Origin of the sequence: Pedobacter sp. JCM 36344 (genome assembly GCF_046546555.1) — a bacterium.
Taxonomy (GTDB): domain Bacteria; phylum Bacteroidota; class Bacteroidia; order Sphingobacteriales; family Sphingobacteriaceae; genus Pedobacter.
In genome coordinates, this window is the sequence record NZ_JBKHKK010000018.1 from 17,697 (window position 1) to 36,190 (window position 18,494).

Below are 18,494 nucleotides of genomic sequence, written 5' to 3' on the forward strand. Positions count from 1 at the left end.
ATGAAACTTTTGAAGCTAACAATCTTCCTTCTTTTTATATCTTTTTTCAACAATTCCTATTCACAAGAACTCGTTTTACCTGGTGATCATCCCGATCCATCGGTAGTCAAAATTGGAGAAGATTACTGGGCAGCCGGTACTACATCCAATTGGATGCCTGCATTTCCAATTTATCATTCTAAAGATTTAAAAAAATGGACCCAAAAGAGTGCAGTTTTTAAAGTATTGCCCCAATGGGCAGATTTTTATATGTGGGCTCCTGAGATAAGTTATGACAAGGGTAAAGTCTATGTGTACTATACTGCTCATAAGAAAGACGGTAATCTTTGTATAGGGGCTGCGGTTGCTGATAAACCAGACGGTATATATACAGATTTGGGACCCTTAATGTGCCAACCCGCTGGTTCAATCGATGCCTTTCCTATGCGAGACAACAATGGTAAGTTGTATATGATTTGGAAAGAAGATGGTAATAGCGTTCAAAAACCTACCCCTATCTGGGCAATGGAGATGAAGGAGGATCGTACTGGGCTGATAGGCAAGAAAACAGAACTGTTTAGAGGGGATCAACCTTGGGAGAACGGGCTCGTTGAAGGCGTATCAATTGTTAAAAATGGTGAATATTTTTATGCAATCTATGCTGCTGCAGGCTGTTGTGGTATCAAGTGCAATTACGGAACTGGAATTGCACGAAGCAAAAACCTTTTAGGTCCATGGGAAAAATATGCTAACAATCCAGTTTTAGCCAGTACCGACAATTGGACTTGTCCTGGTCATGGTACTCCTGTTAAAAAAGATGGGAAAAATTACTTTTTATACCACGGATATAGCGCTGAAGAAAGTGTTTATGCTGGCAGACAAGGACTACTTATCGAGTTTGAGTTTACAACTGATGGATGGATTAAATTCAAACAAAACAACAAGAAATATACCGCTAAAAGGGTGGTAAAATCAGATGATTTTTCTGGGAAAAGCCTGAGTCTCTATTGGCAGTGGAGTATTTTTAAAGACATTAAATTAAACTTGGGGAAGAAGTATCTGGAGATTTCAGCGCTGCCTGATGTTTCAGGTGCCTATATAGGCCAGTCGGTGAACCATTCAGATTATACCGCCGAAGCGGTGATCATTAAGGCTACTGCGGAGGCAGGGATAGCTATTATTGGAGATGATAGGCAAATCATCTTCGCATCGGTAAATGATGGGAAAGTCCTTTTGAAACAAGTTAAAAATGGAGAAATTAGCATTCTTAAAACCATTTCTTTACCATCAATAAAAGCTACCGGGAAATTTCCAGTGAAACTAAAATTACATGCTCAGCAGAATCATTTGTTTACATTCTATTATGCCATTGGCAACGAGTCTTTTGTTAAAATAAATGCGGAGCCTGTCGATGGTAGCTTCCTACCGCCATGGGATAGGGCACTTAGGGTTGGGTTGACAGTATTGGGAACGCCTGATCATTCTGCAACATTCAGCAGTTTTAGCCTAAAATAAACCTTATAAATACAGTTGGCCTTTCTTATCCGTTGTGCTTTTCTTGAAGCCGATCGCCTCGTTCGTCGAGAAATTACTGGCGTTTGTCTAGAGGTTACTAAAGCTGGTATATTATTGGATTTTCTAGTGCAACGTTTCTGTTCTAACGACGTCTCAATAACAGAAAAACAAAGAAAATCATAAAATATAAAGACATGAAAAATCTAACAAAAACAGTAATCGCAGTAGCTTTAACAGCAGTAGTATTAACTTCATCGGCAATGACAACATTTGCAGCTGAGCCAATTGTAACGGAAACAAAAGCTTATTTGGCAACAGGCTTTAACAGGATTTGGGTAAGTGGAAACGTAAAAATCGTTTTGACACAGGGCGACAAAGAGTGTGTAGTTGGAGCATACAATTATAATTCGAAGAATACATCAGTGTTAAGTAAAGGTCAAACCCTTTACATCAACTCAACGGAATCTAGTCAAGTGACACTTAACATTACGGTAAAAGATTTGCAAAGGGTAGAGGCATACGGACAATCGGTGGTTGTTACCAGAAATAGTTTTGATGTGAAGAATCTTCAATTGTTCCTCAATCAAAATGCTTCTGCAAAGATCGCAACAACAGCGAAAAGTTTATATACGGTAATTAAAGACAATGCGGTATTAAAACTCAACGGCAGTGCTGAACACAGCACAATGATTACGAGTAATATGAAAAATGTAAAGCTAGGTGATTTTGCGAGCTTAAGATCTGATTCATATGCCACTGAAGCAATCATAGCAGCAGATAGAACATCCATGATCTTATCAAAGTAGATAAGGTTTTTTTAATACAGTAATTTAACATTTAAAGCACACGAAGCTCGATTGCTGAATTGCTGCTGTTTTTATATTTGTCTCTAACTGTCAAAACCAACCTATATGTTCCTGGTTTCATAGGCACATCGAGCATAACGTTCTCTAATGATCCTGTAACCATATCTGGTATAGCAATTGGTTGTCTCTTTTTTTCAACCGCCTCAAAAAGTTCGGATTTAGCGTAAAGTTCCCACTTAGCTGTAAGCTGATCACCTTCGGGATCGGTAACAGAGACCTTTATAAGGTATTTCTCGCCAGGATTTAATGGGACAATACTAGGTGATTTCTTCCCATCTATCATAAGAGAATTTATCTGAGGGGCACCGTTTTTAGTTTGGCTATAAGAAGATGTGCCAACGGTCAGTAGCAATGCAGTAAGTAAGAGATTAAATAGTTTCATTACGGTGATTCTTTGTACTAAGTTAACGCATATTATCTTTTTCTGATATATATGTGGGGTTAATTGTTGAGCATAAAAGGTAGCGTTTAAAGTAGCGTTCTTTATAAATTCAAATAATTAGAGTTGCTTGTAGAATAAGCACTGAAACGAACTGTTGTAGTCATTTATTTTTTACCTTCGGAGCAAAAAACGTAACATGAACATTGCCCTTGTAACTTATAAAGATAAAGGTGCCTACCATGCAATCAATGTTTCAAACGAAGATGATTTGCTTACTGATTTCCTGCATTCTAAGGGGATAGCTGTCACTAAGGAAATCTGGAATGACCCAGATGTTATTTGGGAGAAATATGATCTTGCTATTATAAAATCGCCTTGGGACTATTTTGACTTGATCGCCGACTTCTATTCCTGGCTGGAGGATATGGAGAAACGTAATGTTAGGTTATTGAATCCCTTCTCGATATTGAAATGGAACGCAGATAAACACTACTTAAAAGATATCGAACAAGCCGGACTTAGAGTTACCCCCACTATTTTTTTATCTCAAGGTCAAAAAGTAGAGTTGGCTGATTATTTCCAAACTTTTAAAACTTATAAAATAATCGTGAAGCCAGTTGTTTCTGGAGGAGCTAAAAACACCTTCAAGGTGACTCCCGTCACGGCGAATGAACATACTATAAAAGTTAACCAATTGCTACAGAACGAAGATTTCATCGTCCAACCTTTTCTTAAAGAAATTGAAGAAGTCGGTGAATGGTCCTTTCTATTTTTTGGAGCTGAGTTTAGCCATGCGGTTTTAAAAAAGGCGGCGGGCGGCGATTTTAGAGTACAGTCTACCTTTGGAGGAACGGTTCATAAAGAAAAACCCTCGCAGGAATTAATTGGAAAGGCTAGGGCTTATGTTACCTCATTTGCGAAGGATTGTTTATATGCCCGAGTCGATGCTGCAGTTGTTGATGGGGATTTGGTCTTAGTGGAATTAGAACTCATTGAGCCTTACCTGTTCTTAGACACGAATGAAATGGCACTGGATCACTATCATCAAGCACTCTTAAAACTAATTTCCTAGAAATATTGGCTATTTACCCGTTTCCATGTGTGGTGCATCTACAGGTTTTGATTTTGGAGATCCTTTTTGTCGCAGATAAATCCTGAAGAACACATTAGATGCTACGGAAAGAAATTTATGTAGAAGAAGGGAAAATTCGTTTTTGGCTTAATCATGGGCATTTCTTATACCTTAGTTATCAAAAAGCTATCTTTACCGACAAGACCCACGACAAGTACTATGACAAGCATTTTTATTGTTGGATTTCCTAAAGATACAACACCCATTTTATTATTGGAACTATTCTCCAAATACGGAACTGTTGAAAATTTAAACATTGTTGAAGATCCAAAGACTGGTTTAAGTAAAGGATACGCTTTTATTCAAATGAAAAGTTTGAAGAGTGCCGAACGAGCAGTTGTGGCACTTAATAATAGCGAACTACGTGGACGAAAATTGACAGTTAAAATAGGGGATAAGGATAAGAAAAAAGTTACAGAGAGTGGAAAAGCTTGGAAAAGTAGATCACGAAAGAACGAATCGGGTGCAGGCAAATAACAAATACATAAAGTTTGTCACACGGGAGTAATTGTTATATGAATTAACATCTGTTGAAGAAACACAAGCGTTTATATAAACAGATTTTCTATTAAGGTTTTTAAGGTTGTTAAGCCCGGCGCCGGAGGTGCCGGGCTTAATTATATTATACCGGTAAATAATTATCTTACTAAAGGCATATACTTAGCTCTGTTTTCAATTATTACCCAGATGTTTATAGCAAACATAACTAATGCTATAGCCAATCCTGAGGGTGCATCGAATATATTCAATAAAAGAATTCCAACCATTACTGGTAATATAATTATTGCTCCTAAAGCCCTGAATTTGGGTATTATAAACAGAATGCCGCCGATAATCTCAATTAATCCGACTAAAGGAAAAAACCAACTAATCTGCATAAAAGCACCCATAACCTTCGTCATGCTTTCAGGTAGGTCTTTGGGCATAGGCAAATAGTTAAGAAATTTATTAAGCCCTGCATTTATAAACATCAAACCAAATAGCAGGCAAATAACAAATAGAATCTTGCTTTTCATATTAAATTTTTTAGGTTACAATGCTGCCTCTTTGAGCGCCTGAATGTCAAATTTCGTCATTTTCATAAATGCTTCCATAACCTTTGGCGATTTTTGTGGATCAGCCATTAGTTTGCCAAGGATGGTCGGTACAATCTGCCAGCTTACGCCAAAAGAATCCTGACACCAGCCACATCTATCTTCATGCCCCCCTTTAGTGAGGTTTAGCCAAAGATAGTCGATTTGTTCCTGCGTATCACAGTTAACTACAAGGCTAACGCCTTGATTAAAATTAAAAGCATGATTGTGCGAGCTGTCCATTACAGAAATACGTTGTCCGTCTAGCGTAAACTGCGCATACTTAATATTGTCTTCGATATCCTGTTCACCAGATTGGTATTTTGAGATTACCTCCACTTTCGAATTTTCAAAAAGTGAGGTATAAAAGTTAATGGCTTCTTCTGCTTTACCATTTTGTTCCCCTGTAAAAAGCAAACTAGGAAAAATATCAGGTTGTTTTTTTTCTGATTGCAAACCTAGCGTGAGTTGCCACGACACTCCATATTTATCCTCCAGCCATCCATAATGATCGCTCCATGGATAACTGTTAAGTGGCATTAATTCTCGCCCATCTTTTAGTAGAAGATTCCAGGCTGCATCAAGTTGGTCTTTGGAAGCACAGATGGTAAAAAAGGATATTGAAGGGTTTGGTTTATAGTGGGAGCCACCATTTAAACCCATAAATTTTTTCCCCATGATTTCAAAGATAACAACCATTGGATTAGATGATTGTATGCTTGAATTTTCAAATGCTGAGCAATAAGTCTCAGCAGCCTGTTGTGCATTGCCATCAAACCAAATGCAAGGATATATTGAACTTTTCATGTTTTGAAATCTATAATTTACTATTGAAATTAATCATCCAAGATACTCCAAACTTGTCTGTGAAAGAGCCAAAATAATCGCCCCAAAACATATCTTCTAACGGCATTTCTACTACGCCACCTTCAGATAGTCCACTGAAGATCCTACTAGCCTCATCACGACTATCCGGTGAAACAGAAATATAATTGTTATTGCCAAAAGATAAGATATGGCCTTGAGATTGTAAGCAGTCTGAGGCCATTAGGAATTGTCCATCGCCAATCGGTAACGAAATATGCATCATCATTTCTCTCTCCTCTTCAGACAAATTTTCTGTACCAGGAGAATCACTCATTTTCTGGATTAACAGTTCCCCGCCAAGTACTGATTGATAAAACTGAAATACTTCTTTTGCATTTCCATTGAAGTTTAGATAAGGGTTAAGTTTCATAATGTCTAGTTTTGGTATATCAAACCTAGCGTATTTGTCAATAATTCCACTTGTCATAGGGCAAGAAATGCGAACTAACTTTCTCGGGCTAACTCTTTCCTTATCCTCGATAATGGATGTAGATAAATGGTATTATTTCTTAAGTAAAAAAAAGAGTCATTTTTAGATGGCTCTTTAGAATTAACGTGGTTTTAATTAGATCTTCGCTGCGTCTCTTAACCCTTTGATTATATCATGTGCGGTTTTAATCGAATCGGCCTGGCTACTTACTGTTGCAAGCGCGTCGCCACTTAAATCGCCGCTTTCAATGGCTAATTTATAGGCTGCTTTAATAGCATCTTCTCCGCGTTCAGCTTCATTTAAGATGCTTTCGCGATCGTCACCACCGAACAAAGCCTTCACGTCAATCCATGCTCTGTGTATAGTTCCAGCAATGCTATTTCCAGTTTCAACGTCATTCCCGCCAGCAGCAACAAGGGCGGTTAACTCCTGACTGAATTTATGACTTTGTGAGCTGTATTCCTGAAAGATTTCCTTCAAGTCAATGTTTTCGTCTTTGATATCAGCAGTTACTTTCTGGAATCCTTCAAAGCGGTCATTATTGATTTCGATTAGTTCATTTAATACTGTTGTAGCTTTCATAGTTAGTTTTTTTTTATTCTATCTAACAGCTTTGATAGTTCTTTGTTTGAGAACATTTAAATTGCTTTCCGAACTTGGGAGGTATATTGTATTAGTTACCAAAAATACGCAATATGGCTGATGTAAGATTTTACAAATAGCAGGCAATTGGCCATATTTTGTCGGCAGCAAAATGCTAACTTTGAGGAATAATTAAAACTGATATGAGTACTGAGAAAGCCATTTTAGCAGGAGGTTGTTTTTGGGGAGTTGAAGAACTATTTCGCCATTACCCTGGAGTAAAATCTACTGTTGTAGGATATACAGGAGGAGAAGTTCCTAATGCGACGTATAGAAATCACGGTAATCACGCTGAAGGTATTGAGATTACATTTGATCCTGAGCAGTTGTCTTACCGCAAGTTATTAGAATATTTTTTCCAGATTCATGATCCTACCACGCGCAACAGACAAGGGAATGATTTAGGTACATCCTATCGGTCCGCTATTTTTTATTCTAATGAAAAGCAGCATGAGACCGCCAAAGAATTAATTGCAGCTATGGAGGCTTCTGGTAAATGGCCAGGTAGAATAATAACGGAAATAATTCCAGAAGTTGATTTCTGGAATGCAGAAGAGGAGCATCAGAACTATCTGCAGAAAAATCCTTATGGATACACTTGTCATTTTGAGCGTCCTGACTGGACATTATAATATACAATTAAATTGTTTACCGGTGTTATCTGTTTGAAATACTTCCTTCGCCCAATCTAGCCCATAGGAGGCAAAGAGTTACGATAATAGTATATATGTATATGGTTCAACAATTATTTGTAGGTAACAAATTTTATAGATTTACTTAGGAACCTTTTCAAATAATCATTGTTATCTAATCATAAAATGTACTAATATGACATATCTTCCAAAGGGTAAATCTGAGAATGAAAAAAATTACTTTACTGTCGCAAATTTATTTGCTCAGGAAACAAAGCATAATGGCAAACTTGCGGTAGCTCTTCTTGCGGGAATCGCACTGGGTGGTATAATTAGTAGTCTTTTTTCCACTAAGAAATTCATGAAGATTCGTAGGGAAGATACAAATAGTGGAAGAATGATAAGCCTCAAAGACAGCTATACTGAAATGTCAAATCGATTAGCAAATTAATCACTAAAGTAAAAAATTTGGATTGATTAGGCTTCTTGAAGAACACGAATTCATGAGAATAAACTGCTTGCATATGGTATTGTTGCTTTTGCTACCTCAAATACTATATGCACAAAAATCCAGTATTGGGTCAATTAAAGCCGTCGATCTCAAGCAGGGAGATTCAATAATTAGTTTTTTACCCATCTACAAGGCAAATAGAGATATGTCATATACCTCGCCAAAGGGGGAACTGGGCGCACCGATCAAATTTGTACTCATAGGCAAGCTCACTACATCTTACTTTCTGCTTGCTCCAACACACTCGCGATTTGCATTTGCGCTCATACCTGAATTTATCGTAAAAGTAATCGATGAGCGATCTGCCGGAGTAAGAACACCGAGCTTAAAGTTGGGAGGCATATTCTATTACCAGATTAACATAGATAAAGAGGACTATAAATATGCATCGTTTCGGTTCACTCATCATTCAAATGGTCAGGATGGGGAGGCACTCAACCCTGACGGCAGTATAAATACAAGGACTGGAAACTTTAGCACCAACTATTTGACAGCAAGTTTTCATTTCGGCACCAGAAGGGCCCTAAATGTTCGTAGTTTCTACCAATTTAATAACGAAGCCGGATTTGAATGGCACCGTTGGTTTGATTATGAAAAGGCCCTCGAATATGATTACGGATTTACAAGGCTCAATTATACGGTTTCAATTAGAAAATTTGTTTATAAACGAGAAACCTGGAGATTAAATGCTGGGTTATCTTATGCGATAAATATGATGGCAGAATATAAAATAGCCTCCGTCAAAAAACGACTTAATACGGAGTCATCGTTCCACTACAGTTTTCCATTTATGCACAAATCTTTCCTTATGGCAGCTGCAGGCTATTATGGTGAAGATCCTTATAACATCTACTATCGCAATAAGTATGCTTACTTACGTTTCGGCGTATCATCAGCCTTGTAAAATATACTTGTAAAGCGCATTTTTTATTTGAGGATGTTTCCTGCACAGCATTATTCCGGATGAATTTATTATGTTTGAACTAGTAAATCATTCCCTTTTATGAGAGCTCAAATAAATGCCATAACCATTGCTGCAAAAGACCTTGACCTGTTAAAGAGTTTTTATATCAAAACTTTCGGTTGGCAGGTTCAAGCAGAATCAGAACAGCTTGTTACATTCCGACTAAAAAACGGATTAGCTTTCACCATTTACCAGCAACAACAACATTCAGAATATCTAGGTAGACAAGACAAAGCTGGAAACGCACTTCCGAAAACCTATTTTACAATAAATACAAACTCTTTAAAAGAAACTGATGAGGTTTTTATGGCTTTAGAAATTAAGGAAGTCAATATAATCAGGAAACCTTCACAAGTATTTTGGGGAGGTTATTCAGGAATCATAACTGATCCGGAGCATAATTACTGGGAGATCAGTTATAATCCCATGGAATAACATAAACTCCGTTAGATCAAAATCACCTATTTTTACTAAAACTGACTTTTTACCGGACAGTAATGATTTTTTACTAAATAACCAACAACGTCATCTTTTGTAAGCGTTACATTGAGGGTATATCTATAAAATAAATACCATGCGTATCGTTCATTAAACGGACACGCATGGATATTCAATACTACTACTTAGGCATAATCACGGAATCAATCACGTGAATAACCCCATTTGAAGCTTCAAGGTCAGCTGTTGTTACTGTTGCATTTTCAATTTTAACACCGTCTCCAATTGCAACTGTTATCTCTTGACCGTTAACAGTTTTAGCTTTTTGTCCGTTAGACAAGTCTTTGGACATTACTTTACCTGCTACTACATGGTAAGTAAGAATTGAAGCAAGTTTTTCCTTGTTTTCAGGCTTTAGAAGTTCTTCCACTGTACCCGCAGGTAACTTTGCAAATGCTTCGTTAGTCGGTGCAAATACTGTAAACGGACCTTTTCCGCTAAGCGTTTCCGATAAACCTGCAGCCACAACGGCAGCAACTAGCGTACTAAAGTCTTTGTTACCTGATGCAATTTCTACGATGTTTTCCATTTTATATCGATATTTATTTAGATATTAAACATGATGTATCACGGATTGTTTAAATAAATTTTAAATAAATTATTTGAAATAGGGGTTTAGTTGATAATCATTTTATAGATATAAGGCGGGTTTACGATCATTCTTTTCATCAGGTTTTCAAAAATGCCTTCTTTCTTTTTATTGGAGATCCAGGGGTTTTGTCCAGTCATGGTCGGAAGATTTTTCTTCCGACTTTTTTTGTTTTTATAGGTCTTGTCTTTGTTAATTAATTACCTTATTATCAATTATTTAATTTGTTTTTATCATATTCAATCGTTATCTTAATGGCTGACAATCGATAAGATGTGGTAGTGTTTAAGGATCATGAAATAAACGTCAAAAACCTATTAGGGTTCATTCCCGAAGCATTGATAGCAAATTTGTCGCTGACCACCAAAATCGACTATTACGCAAAGGTATTGTACGGAAGAAAGATGTTTTATTTACTGCTCTATGGCATTTTGGACAACGAGAAACTTAGTCAGCGAACATTGAAAGATACCTTCAATTATGCTGTATTCAAAACGCTTTTCAATCTTGATAAAGATGAAAGCGTACGACGAAGTTCTATTTCGGAAAGGCTATCTAAGATAGACACGGGTTATTTTAAGCAGATATAAGATTGGCAGAATCCAACTAAATAAGAAACATCCATACTATCCTCTTTCACTGTTATAATTTTAAAGTTTTTTAAAGTTCTGCGTGAAAGCTGATCATTACGATTTTTGTATTTAATTCTAATAAAGGCCTTATTTTTTCTTGTTGTTGACAGCCGCAATTATTTCATTCTTAATCATTACCGTCCGGTAAAAGTTAACGGGAAAGCATAACTCACCGAGTTGATTCAAAGATCTGAAAAAGAATGGCGGCTAAAAAACCTTCAAAAAATAACCGTGCAAGTCTCTATTTTTGATGGGTAAGGGGTTCTTTTTCCAAACAAACCTAAAATGAGCCTCAAACCTATTTAAAACACCTGTTTTTTTATAACCGGTTTTTACAGGACAGTAGTGATTTTAATACTTAATTTTTTAAAGAAGCCATATCAATTACGTAACGGAAACGCACTTCTTCATCCTTTACTTTAGCTAAAGCATCATTTATATCTTTGATGTCAATCATTTCAACTTCAGGTAGAATATTATGTTTTGCACAGAATTCCAAGACTTCTTGTGTTTCTACAGTTCCACCAATTATTGATGCACCTAAAGTACTACTCATTTTTGCTACCTCCATATTGTTAGTGGCGCTTTTATAAGGACCAAGCAACCCGACTGTAACCATCGCACCGCGTCGCCTAATTAGCGGAATGTATTCATTTACATCAAATGGATAAGGGATGGTACATAGCAGGAAGTCGAATGTAGTAGCGTGTGCTTCCATTGCCTCTTCATCTCCGGAAATCAATACTTCATCAGCTCCTAAAGCAAGCGCATCTTCTCTCTTAGATTCATCACGCGTAATCGCGGTGACACTTGCGCCCATCGCCTTTGCTATTTTAACAGCCATATGTCCCAGACCACCGATTCCAATAACGCCAACTTTGTGACCAGCCTTAACTCCAAAATGCTTTAAAGGTGAATAAGTCGTTACACCGGCGCAGAGAATTGGAGCAGCAGCTTTGATATCCAAACTTTCAGGAATGCTCATGACAAACTTCTCCTGAGCAACAATATTTGTAGCATAACCACCATAAGTGTTGAAGCCTGTACCATCTGGCTTCCAATAGCCATTGTATGTCATGGTCTGCCCAACTGGTCCTTCGCAGAATTGCTCTTCTCCCTCCATACATGGCTTGCAATGTTTACAAGAGTCTATCATGCATCCTACACCTACAATATCGCCAACTTTAAATTTGGATACACCAGAACCTATGGTCAGCACACGACCTATGATCTCATGTCCTGGTACGCAAGGGTAAGTTGTGTTTTTCCAGTCGTTGTTTATCTGGTGTAAATCAGAATGACACACTCCGCAATAGAGTACATCAATAAGTACCTCATCAGTCTTTGGCTGTTCCCTTTCAAATTCCATTGGCTCTAAAGTTTTGCCGCCAATCAGAGATCCGGAAGCTCCATACCCTGTAGTTTTGATCTTTTCCATAGTCACATATTTTTTAGTACAAAAAGTAAACATTCTTTGATTATAAAGGTTTAGAGAAATGTTACACAATATTGCAGCAACTTTACAATCTGGTTAACATAGCATATTTCCGATTACTTACTTTTGCGCCATACTTAAAACATAAAAAACAAAATTATATGATAGCAACTAAAGGATTCGCAGCACAAACTCCCGGTGTAGATTTAGAAGCATGGGGTTTTGAACGTCGTGAAGTTGGCCCAAGTGATGTGCAGTTTGATATTCTATTCTGTGGGGTTTGCCATTCCGACTTACATCAAGTTAATAATGACTGGTTTCCAGGGATTTTTCCGATGGTACCAGGGCACGAGATCGTTGGTCGCGTTGTCAAAGTAGGTAACAATGTAAAGAACTTTAAAGTTGGAGATCTTGCAGGTACTGGGTGTATGGTAGACTCTTGTCAAACTTGCGAGAACTGTAAAAAAGACCTTGAGCAGTATTGTTTAGAGGGTAATACCGGCACTTACAACAGTATGGAACGTGACGGTTCGTCGCCTACTTATGGTGGTTATTCCAAAACCATCGTAGTAAGAGAAGAGTTTGTACTGCACATCTCTGATAAATTAGACCTAGCCGCGGTAGCTCCGCTATTGTGCGCAGGTATCACAACTTACTCTCCGCTGAGACATTGGAAAGTAGGAAAAGGCCATAAGCTTGCCGTTCTTGGATTAGGCGGTCTTGGGCACATGGCAGTAAAATTTGGTGTAGCGTTTGGCGCTGAGGTTACCGTTTTGAGTACCTCGCCAGATAAAGAAGAAGATGCTAAGAAGTTGGGTGCACATCATTTTGTAGTAACTAAAGACGCAGCCCAGCTGAAAGCTGCAAGGGGATCCTTTGATTTTATTCTGGACACGGTATCTGCTGAGCATGATATAAATATGTACTTGGGTCTTTTAAAGACTGATGGAGTCCATATTTGTGTTGGTGCGCCACCTAAACCAGCCGCTATATCTGCGTTTAGCTTACTTGGCGGACGAAAAAGTTTAGCAGGCTCTGGCATCGGAGGTATCGCCGAAACTCAGGAGATGCTTGATTTCTGTGCAGAGCATAACATTGTTTCAGAAATTGAAATGATTGACATCAAGGACATTCAGACAGCATATGAGCGCATGGTAAAAGGTGACGTACGCTATCGTTTTGTAATTGACCTTGCAACACTTTAATTATTAACAAAGAGATAGTCTGGGGGCTATCTCTTTCTCTCCCTTAAAATTTCTTTTCAGGCAGCCTTATCCTAATAATCAAGCTTGTAACTTTTAATATTTGCCTTTTGCTCTGCCACCACAATGGTGTTAAATTCTTTTTCGTTTTTTAAATCAAGTTCAAGCCATGGCTTTTTAACCCTATTGGCTAAATATTAAATGCGATTGGCAACTGAACAATCTTAGTATATTTTTTGTTAAACCTTTACTATGAATAAATCAATCTTTACCACTGCTACAATACTTTCACTGCTTTCAGTCCTTACAGTTGCCTGCGGCCAGGTAAGCAACTCGCCGGTAAAACTTAAGGTCCAACTGATTACTGATAATTTGGCGAGCTTAACCTCTTTTGCTGAGCCAAAAGATCAATCTGGCAGGTTATTTATTTGCGAGCAGGAGGGACGAATTCGGATCATCAAAAAAGGAGCACTGCTCCCAACACCATTTTTAGATATCAAAGAGGATGTACTAAAACGAGAAGGCTCAGATGAACGCGGCTTGCTTGGATTGGCTTTTCATCCCAATTATGCTAAAAACCACAAGTACTATATTTATTATAGTTCAAGAATTTCTAAGACCGCAGGTGTAGACCATCACAGCATTGTAAAGGAGTTTACCGCATCAGGCCAAAACCCGGATCTTACCGATATGAAAAGCGGCAAAGTAGTATTGGAGTTTGATGAACCACAAGCTAACCATAATGGTGGCGATATTAAGTTCGGTCCAGATGGCTTTTTATACATTGCCGTAGGAGATGGCGGTGGAGGTGATGATCGTCATGGGGATATTGGTAATGGACAAAATCTGAACACGCTACTAGGTAAAATTCTGAGAATTGATGTGAATACTGCTCCCTACGTGATACCCAAAGACAATCCTTTTGTCGGTCGGGAAAACACGAAGGCAGAAATCTATGCCTACGGTTTACGTAACCCATGGCGGATTAGTTTCGATAAAGTGAATGGAAGATTATTCACGGGAGATGTAGGTCAGAATGCCTGGGAGGAAGTGGACATCATTACTAAAGGTGGCAACTACGGTTGGAGAGTTAGAGAAGGGTTGCACGAGAACAGCAAGTTCAATGGAGATCCCACTCCAAAGAATCCAATTGAGCCAATAACTGATTACGCGCACAAGGAAGGAATTAGCATCACAGGTGGCTTTGTATACCGTGGAAAGAAAATCCCAGCCTTGGTTGGTAAATATTTGTTTGCCGACTGGATGGGTCCGCTATGGACATTGACCGATACCAAAAAGCCACAGTGGTTAAGAGAAAAGCTTTCTATCTCCAAAGATGCTGGATATTGGCAAATCACCAGCTTCGGTGAAGATCAAGCTGGAGAACTATACCTGATAACAGCAATGCTGGAATCTGGTAAAGGGGCATTATACAAAATCGTAGCAGAAAAATAGTTATGAATCTTACTGAAGGAAGCTTACTGGCTCTCAACATACTAAGTTGGGATAACACAACGCCACAAACACTAAAACTTTCTTTACACACCCCATATTAGAACAAACCGGTGTTCTCTGTGCTTCACTTCCTATTTCTGGATTTTTAATATGGTGGGGGAAAAGAAAGAAAAAGTGAAAGTCCAACGCAGTCAAATAAAATTACCTAGCTTTGTATCCTATAAACGTCGCAAGACAAAAAAACATACCTTAAACATATGAAAACATCATTCAAAATCCTTTCATTCCTATTTGCTGCAGCTACACTTGCATCATGCGGAAATGATCAAAAAACTACAACTACTGCAGATTCAGCGACTGTTTCTTCTGCAGACACTTCTATTGTTACAGCTGCGCCTGTGACAGAGACCGTTTTAAATTTAGAAGCTAGCGATCAAATGAAATACAATTTGACAGCGCTTAAAGCAACTGCCGGGCAGCCAATTAAACTAACTTTAAAGCATACTGGTAAATTTCCCATCACCGCAATGGGGCACAATGTTGTGATCCTGAAACCAGGAACTGATGTTGATTCATTTGCAGCTAAAGCGCTTGAGGCGAAAGACAACCAATACATCCCCAAATCAGAGGAAGGTTCAATCATCGCACATACGAAACTTTTGGGTGGTGGCGAAGAAGATACCATCACATTTACTATCGCAGAGAAAGGCACCTATACATTCATTTGCTCTTTCCCAGGTCATTATACCCTGATGAAAGGTACACTGATTGTTGAGTAATAGTTTCAATCTAAGAGTTTACTCCACAAAAGAGCCTCCTTTTAGGGGGCTCTCTTATTAAAGATAAATTTAGTAGTTTAGTTTATATATGATAACGATATGAACAAAGATCTCTTAATCAAAATCGCTTTTGGTACATCACTGGTTTCCGTTCTTACTTATTTAGTCTTGAAGATTATGCACATCCAGTCTCCAGTTCTATTGCTTTCAACAATCGCCTGGATTTCAACACTAACTTACATTATTCTGGTGTTAATTGAAATCATCTCTAGTGATCGTATTAAAACGTCAGAAAAGGTGATGTGGGTTGCGGGATTCTTGTTTGTTAATTGGATCGCTGGCATTTTATACTTCATTTCAAGACGCAAATACATTATTAGAAATTTCAAGATATTACCAATCTAGGGTTTTGAACTGGAATCGTATAAAAGTACACAGATGCCAAGCGTTTCCATACCTAGTTCAATACCTGCTAGGCCACCTATTAGTAGATCAGATAAGGGATGAATATGGTTCCACATGGATGTTAATGCGGCAATCAACAGGCCAAAGCCGATTAGCATTGCGGATTGCTTCTTTACTTGTTTGACCATTTTTAACGTGTTTGTTTTATAATGTTTTCAAAGTGTGTCAGTTCAGCGCTCAACTTTCGCGAATGCTTACTGAAACTTCTTGGCCTGATGTAGAACCAAAGAGTCATTATCCAACTCAAAACAATCACGTAAGTTATAATGGTAAGTACAATGCTGTGGACAGTAAATTCGTAAGGAAACAATACGGAAGAGATTGTAATTAAAATAAGACCTGCTACTTCTGTTCGTTTATGATAGTAGGCCTGGTTCCGACGTGTTTGATGCAAAAACTGAAGGAATTCCAGATTACTGAAGTCTTTAAGCTTGGTAAACCTCTTCATCGATCGCAAATTAGTTATTACCAGTATCGCACAGGCAGCGATATTACACGCCAATGCAATTTTTGTGCTCATTAATAGATCTTTATCCGTCGCCAATAGGGCTAAGGATGCCAAGATTACCAAAACAGATACCGTCACAGAAAAGACCTTGTTCCGCAATTTTATCCAGCGGAATCTTTTAATGTTTTTTTGTATTTTATCTCCGTCTGGCAAGTTTGATGGCCTGGCGGATTGCCATAATGTTTGGAGGTTATTCAAATCTTCCATGTTCCCTAAATTTAATAGCAAGTTTTTCTTTTATTCGGTGGATTTTTACCCTGATGTTTCCAGCTTCCAGTCCAGTGATCTCAGCGATCTGTGCCTGTGGTAGTCCCTCAAGTTCTAATGAGATAATGATCCTTTCCATTTCTGCAAGTTCAGCAATTGCACTATAGAGAAACGCAAGCTTTTCTTCGGCAGATTCTTCCTCAATCGCAGCGATATTCTCCGGCATTTCAACCTTGGTAATCCGTTTATCTTTTTCTAATGCTCTCAAGCAATGGTTGGTTGCTATGCGATAGATCCAGGTGCTGAGTTTTGACTCATTTCTAAATCCTGAAAGGTTTTTCCAGACCGCGATGAACGTTTCTTGTACAAGATCTTTTGCCCTGTCTTGGTCATTCACGTAACCCATGCATACCCGGAATATCTGTGACGAATAAGTTTTATAGATGTTCTCAAAATCTTGCATGGTTGTGCTAAATGTCCTTTATTTGTGTCGTATGATACGGGCATCTTCGAAATGTTACATCCTCTGATGGGATGAATTGTATGTGGCTGAGAAAAATTACTTCAAAACCCGCTACGCAAGAGTAAGCCGAGCAACGCCATACATATCCGATATGCAAATGGACTTCTTCCGTAAGCGCTAAAGGAGTAAAGGTCGCAATTCAAGCTACTGCCGATAAGCTAATTGATGTGGTTGTGTGGTATGCTAATTCGCATGATATGGACTTTAGAAATGATAAATGGCGATCAACAATTCTGGGGATTACTAATAAATCAAAAGTGGAACGGCTTGAGGAGTTCCTGGTTTCAGTGTATCGTGCTTTCTACGTAAATTTAAAGTATAAGGATGCCAAAGGCGGGGAATATATGCAAGTCATCAGGGTGTTCATGACTGATTCTACAAAGCTGTACTAGTTGTAAAGCTTTTGACAAGTTTCGCAAATAAATGATCTCCGTTTATTTTTACCAAGGTTGATCTTTTTAATATCGTGTTCTAATGGGCACCTTTTTTTGGTGTAAACTTCCCAATGTTTGCTGAGCGTTTCTTCCTTTCGCCATTTGAAGAAATCGAAACTGTAATCTCGTGCTTCTTTGATAATTAAATTTAGTTTAGCAGGAGGGATTTTGCTTATTACACTAGCCGGATGAATTCTAGCTTTATATAGTGCTTCATTCTTTATGATATTCCCTACGCCTGCAAAAATGTCCTGTTCCAATAGTAAGTCGCAGATTAAGCGATCAGGGTATTCTCTCAGTTTTTTTACTGCTTTAGGCGTGCTCCAAGTGTCTGACATAATATCCGCTGACCAGTCATAAAATTTATCTAAATCCCCTTCGATTAGTTTTACCACGCAGGTATAGAAGTTGAGTTCTGTATCATCAAAGGATAGCCTTAATTTTAATGGGGTGGTTTTACGATCGTTGATGAGGTAGGTGCCGAACATCATCAAATGGATGCGAATGGTACTATCTTCCAGGCAAATCAGGAAATGCTTGCCCCATGTTTTGAATGTAACAATCTTTTTATGATTGATTTTGTCATAGTTAATTTGGGCATTACCAGCAGTCTCCAGGATTGTATGTCCTTTGATATGAAGGTGTTCCAGTTTTTCTTTTAATATGCGTATAGACGGACCTTCGGGCATTTTCTTATTTTGTTCAAGTAACTAGGAAAACATCCTAATCTTTGATATGTTTGTCTAGATTTATATTAAAATATTTAGACAATCA

At 38.1% G+C, this 18,494-nt stretch carries 25 protein-coding genes and 1 pseudogene; 14 read left to right on the forward strand and 12 right to left on the reverse strand.

The annotated features are described in order from the left end of the window. On the forward strand, window positions 1–1,494 hold the full coding sequence (locus tag ACHFIZ_RS15705; RefSeq protein WP_410887534.1) for a family 43 glycosylhydrolase: 1,494 nt from the start codon (window positions 1–3) through the stop codon (window positions 1,492–1,494). Window positions 1,495–1,688: 194 nt separating this feature from the next. Then, entirely contained in the window at window positions 1,689–2,300 is a 612-nt protein-coding gene (locus tag ACHFIZ_RS15710) for a GIN domain-containing protein (RefSeq protein WP_410887536.1), read from the forward strand. A 31-nt stretch (window positions 2,301–2,331) separates the two neighbouring features. On the opposite strand, the gene ACHFIZ_RS15715 is transcribed toward ACHFIZ_RS15710, so the two are convergent. Further along, window positions 2,332–2,742: a hypothetical protein gene (locus ACHFIZ_RS15715; RefSeq protein ID WP_410887538.1), complete on the reverse strand. Its 411-nt coding sequence runs from the start codon at window positions 2,740–2,742 to the stop codon at window positions 2,332–2,334. A 196-nt stretch (window positions 2,743–2,938) separates the two neighbouring features. On the opposite strand from ACHFIZ_RS15715, the gene ACHFIZ_RS15720 reads away from it, so the two are divergent. Further along, on the forward strand, window positions 2,939–3,814 hold the full coding sequence (locus tag ACHFIZ_RS15720) for a RimK family alpha-L-glutamate ligase (protein WP_410887540.1): 876 nt from the start codon (window positions 2,939–2,941) through the stop codon (window positions 3,812–3,814). A gap of 9 nt (window positions 3,815–3,823) precedes the next feature. Here the strand turns inward: ACHFIZ_RS15720 and ACHFIZ_RS15725 are convergent. Further along, window positions 3,824–3,919 (reverse strand): annotated as a pseudogene (locus ACHFIZ_RS15725) (DUF6766 family protein); the annotation flags it as partial. Between the two features lie 48 nt (window positions 3,920–3,967). Here ACHFIZ_RS15725 and ACHFIZ_RS15730 point away from each other — a divergent pair. Continuing rightward, the gene (locus ACHFIZ_RS15730; protein ID WP_410887542.1) at window positions 3,968–4,351 is read left to right on the forward strand and encodes an RNA recognition motif domain-containing protein; all 384 of its coding nucleotides are present in this window, start codon (window positions 3,968–3,970) and stop codon (window positions 4,349–4,351) included. A 161-nt stretch (window positions 4,352–4,512) separates the two neighbouring features. Here ACHFIZ_RS15730 and ACHFIZ_RS15735 read toward each other — a convergent pair whose 3' ends face one another. From ACHFIZ_RS15735 to ACHFIZ_RS15750, 4 genes are all read right to left on the reverse strand, one after another. Next, on the reverse strand, window positions 4,513–4,890 hold the full coding sequence (locus tag ACHFIZ_RS15735; RefSeq protein WP_410887544.1) for a DoxX family membrane protein: 378 nt from the start codon (window positions 4,888–4,890) through the stop codon (window positions 4,513–4,515). A 15-nt stretch (window positions 4,891–4,905) separates the two neighbouring features. Further along, complete coding sequence (locus tag ACHFIZ_RS15740; RefSeq protein WP_410887546.1) at window positions 4,906–5,754, reverse strand: VOC family protein; 849 nt, start codon at window positions 5,752–5,754, stop codon at window positions 4,906–4,908. 10 nt (window positions 5,755–5,764) lie between these two features. After that, window positions 5,765–6,184, reverse strand: a complete 420-nt coding sequence (locus ACHFIZ_RS15745) for a VOC family protein (protein ID WP_410887548.1) — start codon at window positions 6,182–6,184, stop codon at window positions 5,765–5,767. Between the two features lie 195 nt (window positions 6,185–6,379). Further along, entirely contained in the window at window positions 6,380–6,826 is a 447-nt protein-coding gene (locus ACHFIZ_RS15750; RefSeq protein WP_410887550.1) for a ferritin-like domain-containing protein, read from the reverse strand. A gap of 203 nt (window positions 6,827–7,029) precedes the next feature. On the opposite strand from ACHFIZ_RS15750, the gene msrA reads away from it, so the two are divergent. The 4 genes from msrA (at window position 7,030) to ACHFIZ_RS15770 (ending at window position 9,428) form a co-directional block, all read left to right on the forward strand. Further along, on the forward strand, window positions 7,030–7,518 hold the full coding sequence (msrA, locus tag ACHFIZ_RS15755; protein WP_410887552.1) for a peptide-methionine (S)-S-oxide reductase MsrA: 489 nt from the start codon (window positions 7,030–7,032) through the stop codon (window positions 7,516–7,518). Between the two features lie 196 nt (window positions 7,519–7,714). Further along, window positions 7,715–7,969: a hypothetical protein gene (locus ACHFIZ_RS15760; protein WP_410887554.1), complete on the forward strand. Its 255-nt coding sequence runs from the start codon at window positions 7,715–7,717 to the stop codon at window positions 7,967–7,969. Between the two features lie 52 nt (window positions 7,970–8,021). After that, a complete protein-coding gene (locus tag ACHFIZ_RS15765; RefSeq protein WP_410887556.1) occupies window positions 8,022–8,933 on the forward strand; it encodes a hypothetical protein in 912 nt (303 codons plus the stop codon). 99 nt (window positions 8,934–9,032) lie between these two features. After that, window positions 9,033–9,428: a VOC family protein gene (locus tag ACHFIZ_RS15770; RefSeq protein ID WP_410887558.1), complete on the forward strand. Its 396-nt coding sequence runs from the start codon at window positions 9,033–9,035 to the stop codon at window positions 9,426–9,428. 184 nt (window positions 9,429–9,612) lie between these two features. Here the strand turns inward: ACHFIZ_RS15770 and ACHFIZ_RS15775 are convergent, their stop codons facing one another. After that, window positions 9,613–10,020: a fasciclin domain-containing protein gene (locus ACHFIZ_RS15775; protein ID WP_410887560.1), complete on the reverse strand. Its 408-nt coding sequence runs from the start codon at window positions 10,018–10,020 to the stop codon at window positions 9,613–9,615. Window positions 10,021–10,361: 341 nt separating this feature from the next. On the opposite strand from ACHFIZ_RS15775, the gene ACHFIZ_RS15780 reads away from it, so the two are divergent. Further along, entirely contained in the window at window positions 10,362–10,670 is a 309-nt protein-coding gene (locus ACHFIZ_RS15780; protein ID WP_410887562.1) for a hypothetical protein, read from the forward strand. Window positions 10,671–11,070: 400 nt separating this feature from the next. On the opposite strand, the gene ACHFIZ_RS15785 is transcribed toward ACHFIZ_RS15780, so the two are convergent. Then, window positions 11,071–12,150 (reverse strand): NAD(P)-dependent alcohol dehydrogenase, encoded by a 1,080-nt coding sequence (locus ACHFIZ_RS15785; protein WP_410887564.1) that lies wholly within the window; start codon window positions 12,148–12,150, stop codon window positions 11,071–11,073. Window positions 12,151–12,308: 158 nt separating this feature from the next. Here ACHFIZ_RS15785 and ACHFIZ_RS15790 point away from each other — a divergent pair, with 158 nt between their 5' ends. The 4 genes from ACHFIZ_RS15790 to ACHFIZ_RS15805 all read left to right on the forward strand — a co-directional run bounded on the left by ACHFIZ_RS15790 (window position 12,309) and on the right by ACHFIZ_RS15805 (window position 15,988). After that, a complete protein-coding gene (locus ACHFIZ_RS15790) occupies window positions 12,309–13,352 on the forward strand; it encodes an NAD(P)-dependent alcohol dehydrogenase (protein ID WP_410887566.1) in 1,044 nt (347 codons plus the stop codon). A 249-nt stretch (window positions 13,353–13,601) separates the two neighbouring features. Further along, window positions 13,602–14,804, forward strand: a complete 1,203-nt coding sequence (locus ACHFIZ_RS15795; RefSeq protein ID WP_410887568.1) for a PQQ-dependent sugar dehydrogenase — start codon at window positions 13,602–13,604, stop codon at window positions 14,802–14,804. Between the two features lie 257 nt (window positions 14,805–15,061). Continuing rightward, the gene (locus ACHFIZ_RS15800) at window positions 15,062–15,583 is read left to right on the forward strand and encodes a plastocyanin/azurin family copper-binding protein (RefSeq protein WP_410887570.1); all 522 of its coding nucleotides are present in this window, start codon (window positions 15,062–15,064) and stop codon (window positions 15,581–15,583) included. Between the two features lie 99 nt (window positions 15,584–15,682). Then, window positions 15,683–15,988, forward strand: coding sequence for a PLDc N-terminal domain-containing protein (locus ACHFIZ_RS15805; protein ID WP_410887572.1), 306 nt, complete (start codon window positions 15,683–15,685; stop codon window positions 15,986–15,988). Here ACHFIZ_RS15805 and ACHFIZ_RS15810 read toward each other — a convergent pair. From ACHFIZ_RS15810 to ACHFIZ_RS15820, 3 genes are read right to left on the reverse strand one after another with little or no spacing between them, the layout of a single operon-like run. Beyond that, window positions 15,985–16,176: a hypothetical protein gene (locus ACHFIZ_RS15810; protein ID WP_410887574.1), complete on the reverse strand. Its 192-nt coding sequence runs from the start codon at window positions 16,174–16,176 to the stop codon at window positions 15,985–15,987. The genes ACHFIZ_RS15805 and ACHFIZ_RS15810 overlap by 4 nt on opposite strands. Window positions 16,177–16,178: 2 nt before the next feature. Beyond that, on the reverse strand, window positions 16,179–16,763 hold the full coding sequence (locus ACHFIZ_RS15815; protein WP_410887576.1) for a hypothetical protein: 585 nt from the start codon (window positions 16,761–16,763) through the stop codon (window positions 16,179–16,181). Continuing rightward, entirely contained in the window at window positions 16,747–17,226 is a 480-nt protein-coding gene (locus tag ACHFIZ_RS15820) for an RNA polymerase sigma factor (RefSeq protein ID WP_410887578.1), read from the reverse strand. Before ACHFIZ_RS15820 ends, ACHFIZ_RS15815 begins: the two co-directional genes overlap by 17 nt. A gap of 257 nt (window positions 17,227–17,483) precedes the next feature. Between ACHFIZ_RS15820 and ACHFIZ_RS15825 the strand changes: the two genes are divergently transcribed. After that, a complete protein-coding gene (locus ACHFIZ_RS15825; RefSeq protein ID WP_410887580.1) occupies window positions 17,484–17,678 on the forward strand; it encodes a hypothetical protein in 195 nt (64 codons plus the stop codon). On the opposite strand, the gene ACHFIZ_RS15830 is transcribed toward ACHFIZ_RS15825, so the two are convergent. Continuing rightward, window positions 17,675–18,409: a DNA-formamidopyrimidine glycosylase family protein gene (locus tag ACHFIZ_RS15830; RefSeq protein ID WP_410887582.1), complete on the reverse strand. Its 735-nt coding sequence runs from the start codon at window positions 18,407–18,409 to the stop codon at window positions 17,675–17,677. The genes ACHFIZ_RS15825 and ACHFIZ_RS15830 overlap by 4 nt on opposite strands. Window positions 18,410–18,494: the final 85 nt, after the last annotated feature.

Coding starts and splice junctions, on each gene's coding strand:
- ACHFIZ_RS15705 (WP_410887534.1), top strand. CDS start 1: ATGAAACTTTTGAAGCTAACAATCTTCCTTCTTTTTATATCTTTTTTC.
- ACHFIZ_RS15710 (WP_410887536.1), top strand. CDS start 1,689: ATGAAAAATCTAACAAAAACAGTAATCGCAGTAGCTTTAACAGCAGTA.
- ACHFIZ_RS15715 (WP_410887538.1), bottom strand. CDS start 2,742: ATGAAACTATTTAATCTCTTACTTACTGCATTGCTACTGACCGTTGGC.
- ACHFIZ_RS15720 (WP_410887540.1), top strand. CDS start 2,939: ATGAACATTGCCCTTGTAACTTATAAAGATAAAGGTGCCTACCATGCA.
- ACHFIZ_RS15730 (WP_410887542.1), top strand. CDS start 3,968: ATGGGCATTTCTTATACCTTAGTTATCAAAAAGCTATCTTTACCGACA.
- ACHFIZ_RS15735 (WP_410887544.1), bottom strand. CDS start 4,890: ATGAAAAGCAAGATTCTATTTGTTATTTGCCTGCTATTTGGTTTGATG.
- ACHFIZ_RS15740 (WP_410887546.1), bottom strand. CDS start 5,754: ATGAAAAGTTCAATATATCCTTGCATTTGGTTTGATGGCAATGCACAA.
- ACHFIZ_RS15745 (WP_410887548.1), bottom strand. CDS start 6,184: ATGAAACTTAACCCTTATCTAAACTTCAATGGAAATGCAAAAGAAGTA.
- ACHFIZ_RS15750 (WP_410887550.1), bottom strand. CDS start 6,826: ATGAAAGCTACAACAGTATTAAATGAACTAATCGAAATCAATAATGAC.
- msrA (WP_410887552.1), top strand. CDS start 7,030: ATGAGTACTGAGAAAGCCATTTTAGCAGGAGGTTGTTTTTGGGGAGTT.
- ACHFIZ_RS15760 (WP_410887554.1), top strand. CDS start 7,715: ATGACATATCTTCCAAAGGGTAAATCTGAGAATGAAAAAAATTACTTT.
- ACHFIZ_RS15765 (WP_410887556.1), top strand. CDS start 8,022: ATGAGAATAAACTGCTTGCATATGGTATTGTTGCTTTTGCTACCTCAA.
- ACHFIZ_RS15770 (WP_410887558.1), top strand. CDS start 9,033: ATGAGAGCTCAAATAAATGCCATAACCATTGCTGCAAAAGACCTTGAC.
- ACHFIZ_RS15775 (WP_410887560.1), bottom strand. CDS start 10,020: ATGGAAAACATCGTAGAAATTGCATCAGGTAACAAAGACTTTAGTACG.
- ACHFIZ_RS15785 (WP_410887564.1), bottom strand. CDS start 12,150: ATGGAAAAGATCAAAACTACAGGGTATGGAGCTTCCGGATCTCTGATT.
- ACHFIZ_RS15790 (WP_410887566.1), top strand. CDS start 12,309: ATGATAGCAACTAAAGGATTCGCAGCACAAACTCCCGGTGTAGATTTA.
- ACHFIZ_RS15795 (WP_410887568.1), top strand. CDS start 13,602: ATGAATAAATCAATCTTTACCACTGCTACAATACTTTCACTGCTTTCA.
- ACHFIZ_RS15800 (WP_410887570.1), top strand. CDS start 15,062: ATGAAAACATCATTCAAAATCCTTTCATTCCTATTTGCTGCAGCTACA.
- ACHFIZ_RS15805 (WP_410887572.1), top strand. CDS start 15,683: ATGAACAAAGATCTCTTAATCAAAATCGCTTTTGGTACATCACTGGTT.
- ACHFIZ_RS15810 (WP_410887574.1), bottom strand. CDS start 16,176: ATGGTCAAACAAGTAAAGAAGCAATCCGCAATGCTAATCGGCTTTGGC.
- ACHFIZ_RS15815 (WP_410887576.1), bottom strand. CDS start 16,763: ATGGAAGATTTGAATAACCTCCAAACATTATGGCAATCCGCCAGGCCA.
- ACHFIZ_RS15820 (WP_410887578.1), bottom strand. CDS start 17,226: ATGCAAGATTTTGAGAACATCTATAAAACTTATTCGTCACAGATATTC.
- ACHFIZ_RS15825 (WP_410887580.1), top strand. CDS start 17,484: ATGGACTTTAGAAATGATAAATGGCGATCAACAATTCTGGGGATTACT.
- ACHFIZ_RS15830 (WP_410887582.1), bottom strand. CDS start 18,409: ATGCCCGAAGGTCCGTCTATACGCATATTAAAAGAAAAACTGGAACAC.